The organism is Haladaptatus sp. W1, from assembly GCF_001723155.1.
Taxonomy (GTDB): domain Archaea; phylum Halobacteriota; class Halobacteria; order Halobacteriales; family Haladaptataceae; genus Haladaptatus; species Haladaptatus paucihalophilus.
In genome coordinates this window covers 1-3,997 of sequence record NZ_MEIH01000377.1, presented here as the reverse complement: position 1 = coordinate 3,997, position 3,997 = coordinate 1, and the positions used below count along the sequence as shown (strand labels likewise).

General features: G+C 56.8%; 5 protein-coding genes. 2 read left to right on the top strand and 3 right to left on the bottom strand.

Annotation, left to right across the window (positions count from 1 at the left end; genetic code table 11):
* The coding region (locus tag BG842_RS23115) for a PQQ-binding-like beta-propeller repeat protein (RefSeq protein ID WP_175424263.1) at positions 1–742 on the top strand (742 nt) is incomplete at its 5' end.
* Positions 743–1,294: 552 nt separating this feature from the next.
* Here the strand turns inward: BG842_RS23115 and BG842_RS28305 are convergent.
* On the bottom strand, positions 1,295–1,576 hold the full coding sequence (locus BG842_RS28305; protein WP_254663390.1) for a VanZ family protein: 282 nt from the start codon (positions 1,574–1,576) through the stop codon (positions 1,295–1,297).
* Positions 1,577–2,108: 532 nt separating this feature from the next.
* On the opposite strand from BG842_RS28305, the gene BG842_RS30330 reads away from it, so the two are divergent.
* Entirely contained in the window at positions 2,109–2,282 is a 174-nt protein-coding gene (locus BG842_RS30330; RefSeq protein ID WP_175424262.1) for a hypothetical protein, read from the top strand.
* Between the two features lie 21 nt (positions 2,283–2,303).
* Here BG842_RS30330 and BG842_RS23110 read toward each other — a convergent pair whose 3' ends face one another.
* Complete coding sequence (locus BG842_RS23110; RefSeq protein ID WP_083252723.1) at positions 2,304–3,515, bottom strand: branched-chain amino acid ABC transporter permease; 1,212 nt, start codon at positions 3,513–3,515, stop codon at positions 2,304–2,306.
* A 6-nt stretch (positions 3,516–3,521) separates the two neighbouring features.
* Positions 3,522–3,997 (bottom strand): ABC transporter substrate-binding protein (locus BG842_RS23105; protein WP_083252722.1); only part of this gene is annotated, 476 nt, incomplete at its 5' end.

Genomic DNA, 3,997 nt, shown 5'->3' with positions numbered 1-3,997 from the left:
ACGCCAGTGGAAATTCGATCTCAAAACCGATTCTCCGATTGCGACATCGCCTGTCATCGTGACTGGGCTCGTCTACGCCGGAGGAACAGCCCAGACACCATTGTATGCGCTTGATGCCACGGACGGAACCCTCGTTTGGAAACATGACGTGACTTCTCCGCGCCCATCAGCACCTGCAGTCCTCGACGAACCCGTCTATGCCATTGATGGAAATCGACTGCTCGCGCTCGACGCAGCGACTGGTACTCGTCAATGGGACGCATTTGTTGATGAGGAAACGCAGTTCATTCCGACGGTTACTGACCGACGAGCATATGTTGGAGCTGCACACGGCATTGTTGGCTTTGACATCGCTCGACAGTCTCGTCTCTGGGAGACTACCGTCACAAGCACGCAGCTTGCGGTTGATGACTCATTGTTCTATGTTCCTGTTGAGAAGACGCTCTGGGCGTTTGAGAAGGACACAGGGTATCTCGCATGGAATCGTGACGTTCTCCCCGGTGACGCCTCTTCAGGAACGTTCACGACGTGTATCGGCGGTGGGGAGACGATCTTCTGTGGGAGTTCGCACGGGAATATTGTTGCACTGGATGTCGAATCAGCCGGGAAATCGAATGCTGTAAAATGGCGGTTCGATCTCTCGTCAGAAGATGGCGGTGGTGCAATCGTGGATCTTGCGGTGACAAAGAACGTGTTGTACGCAACGACAGTGAGAGGCGAGATCCACGCATTGGTCGTGTGAGACGACCTGCTATGAGACTCCGAGATTCATACGGTACTCTTGGTGCCTAAGTATTCTTGGAAGCTGTGTTCTCTCTTTATTTTTAGATCACCACAAAGCATTTAGCTACCCGTGAAGGATGGTAGCATGTAGCGAGGATGCTTTGACATCACCGGATCTGGCGCCATCACCTTGATCCATCCCTCGCTCCACTCCGTTCCTCCCGTTACTTCTGTCCGAAATAGAGTCACAATGAGCGAGATCGTTGGCTCATCGATGGGAAAGTGCGTCTTTTTGAAGTACCAACTCTCCTGGCTTCTCCCATGGGTTTTGGACTGCATGGAGGCGGCGTTTTGAGGACCAGTTGTGGTTAGAATGAGCTACTAACCAGAGCATCTCTACTCCAAAACAAAAGCGATGCTAACGGTTCAAGTAGAAAAGAACTGCTCATGAGGATCTTTCTCGCCTCTATTGCTTGTCGTGAGAACCATTTACAGGAAAATTGGTTAGTGACCATCTTCAGTCCTAACACTCAGTTTTCCGAGTTTGTAGAAAAGACGGTTTGGAAACTCGTCATGCCGTGGATCGAAATCGTGTGAGCCACGGGTCGAGCCTGGTAGCGAGAAGCGCACCGACGGCCGCACCCAGGATATCCGCCGCCCAGTCAAAGATCGAGAGGTCGCGGCCGACAAATCCTTGGATAATCTCAACCCCACCACCATAGAGGGAAGCAGCAACGATGCTAAGGACGACCGCTGTGACCCACCGGTCTTGTGGAACGAGAGCGAAGGTGACTGCTCCGGCGAGACAGCAATACGCGAATGTCTGTGCGTATTTGTCTCCCGATGGGCCCAAAAGGACCAAGCATGGCTTCCCCCGGCCCGCGTGGGGCGACAGACACTAAGAGGATGACGACAGCGATAACAACTGTTGGCAGCCAGCGAACCCGATAGCGCATACTCTATTTGTTATTAGGAGATGTGATATTTCTTGGTGATGAAATATGTACAGATGAGATTCTCGTGAAAAACACTGACCATACGCGATAATATCAAGAACTTGATATTATCGCCTACTAACTCGTTAGAGACCAAAAATCCGAGTAAGAGCAATACAACTGACTCACGTAGAACACTGTAACTCGCGAAAATCTTCCTCGTATCTACTGCTTATCGCGAGAACTACTTAAACGAGAATTGGTTCGTGGCTGTAGGTCTCTTCAACGCGAATTGCACCACCGCACTTGCTACAGCTGTACTGTTCGGGGTTGCGGACGGTTTTCGACCGGCGATACCGAGCACTCCGGCCGCCACAGTCCTCGCAGACGAGCCACCACTTGGGTGCAGTGAAGCGTTCGCAGTGCTGTGAGGTGTCGAGGCGGTCTGTCTTGGGCGTCGACGTAGGTCTCGGCCCGCTCGATCATTTCGCCTTTCTGGCCGATGAACACGCCGCCGTCTTTGCCGACGACGAACCTGTTCTCGTTCGGTTCGATGATCTCGTCGAGTGCCAGGTGTTCGATATCAAGTCGTTGCCGATCGAACCGACCGAAGAAGAACGGTGACTCCGCATCGAACGGTACGATTTAGTCGTTTGACCCCGGGCCCCTGCTATCGGTGATCGAGTCGACGGCGTCGACGACGGCGTGGCGGATCGGTTGCAACTTTGCGATGACGCTCTCGCCGCCGAAGCCGACGACGCCGTCGAATCCGTCGCGGTCATAGTGGCCACGGGCCGACCCGAGCCACTCACCGAGCCGCTTGAGACCGCCGGTAACTCCATTGTCGAAGAACAGGACCACGATAAGCAGAAGGATGCCGAACGAGAGTTCCCAGTAGGCCTCCAGCAGCGGGAATTGCCGGATGAACCACCGGAGATACTCGAAGGTAACCGCACCGATGACCGGCCCCAGGAACGAGTATGGGCCGCCGATGACCGTTACGAGCACCGGTTCGGCCGAAGCCGTCCAGTGGGCGGCACCGGGGGTGATGCCGCCGCTGTGGACGGTCAACATCGCTCCAGCCAACCCCGTGAAGGCACCTGAGATGATGAACGTCTTCCAGCGGTGACGCTGGACGTTCACGCCGAGTGCCTGGGCCCGTTCGGGGTTCTCCCTGAGTGCCTGACAGACCGTCCCGAACGGCGACCGGACCACCCGCCATAGGGTGTACACCGCCGCCGTCCCGATGAAGAGACTGATGTAGTAGTACGGTCGCGGGTGGAGGAAGTGCCGCAGGTAGAACTCGATACCGAAGATGTTGACCATGCCGATCTTCGAGAGGAAGTCCAGACCGTCGGAGCCGTTCGTGACTACGTTCAGAGGCATCACGGCAGCCAGGTGGTCGTACTGGACGACAACCCAGATTGCCATCGAGAACGACAGCGTGATCATCGCGAAGTAGATCTCCTCGAGCTGGACCGAGAAGTAACCGACGACCACCGCCAGGATGCTGGCGGCAATCACACCCAGCAGCAGCGCAAACACGAAGTTCACGAGCACCGAGATCCCGCCGAAGGCCGCGTCGAGGCCGTAGGCTGGCACCACACGCAGGAAGAACAGCGCGGCGGTGTAGCCGGCCGCGGCGACGAACATCGCGTGACCGAACGACAGCAGCCCGGTGTAGCCGTACAGGAGATTAAACGCGACTGCCAGTACACCGATGAGCAGCGCACGGGTCAGCAGGTCCACCTGCAGGGCTGGAAGCAACCATGGGACGACGATCAGGACCGCCATCACCGCGGCTACCCAGAGCCGCTTGCCTTCGAGCCGCAACTTGTGGCGAGTGTTGGTAGACATCTCGCGCTAGAGTCCCGGCGGGAAGCCAGAGCCATCAAGCAGGCTGGTGGCCTTTTCCCGGGTTAGGGTCACTTGCTTGTTGTTCGACAGGCCGAGACCGTTGTAGGGCACATCGTCGTCCGAACTGGAGACGCCGAGCACGGACGGAGCGTTGGCCTGGTGGCTCTTGGGATCCATCTTCCAGGTGCCCCGCGGGCCGGTGACTTCGATGCCCTCGAGTTCACTGACCACGTCGGAGGTATTGGTGCCGCCGGCGGCCTCCATAGCCTTCTTGTACATCCAGATAGCGCTGTAGGCGCTGCCACCTGTGAACGACGGGATGGCCGGCAGGTCCTTGGCGTGTTCTTTGTACTTGTTGAGGAACTCCGTGTTGGTCTCGTTGTCGAACGCGGAGTGCCAGTACCAACCGGCGACCTTGACACCTTCCGGCATCGTCGAGCCGAGAGCCGAGAACACCGTCGGGTCCATCGCCAGGGTCATGT

Bases quoted from the DNA above. Each gene is read 5' to 3' on its own strand.
- BG842_RS23110 (WP_083252723.1), bottom strand. From the start codon at position 3,515: ATGTCTACCAACACTCGCCACAAGTTGCGGCTCGAAGGCAAGCGGCTC.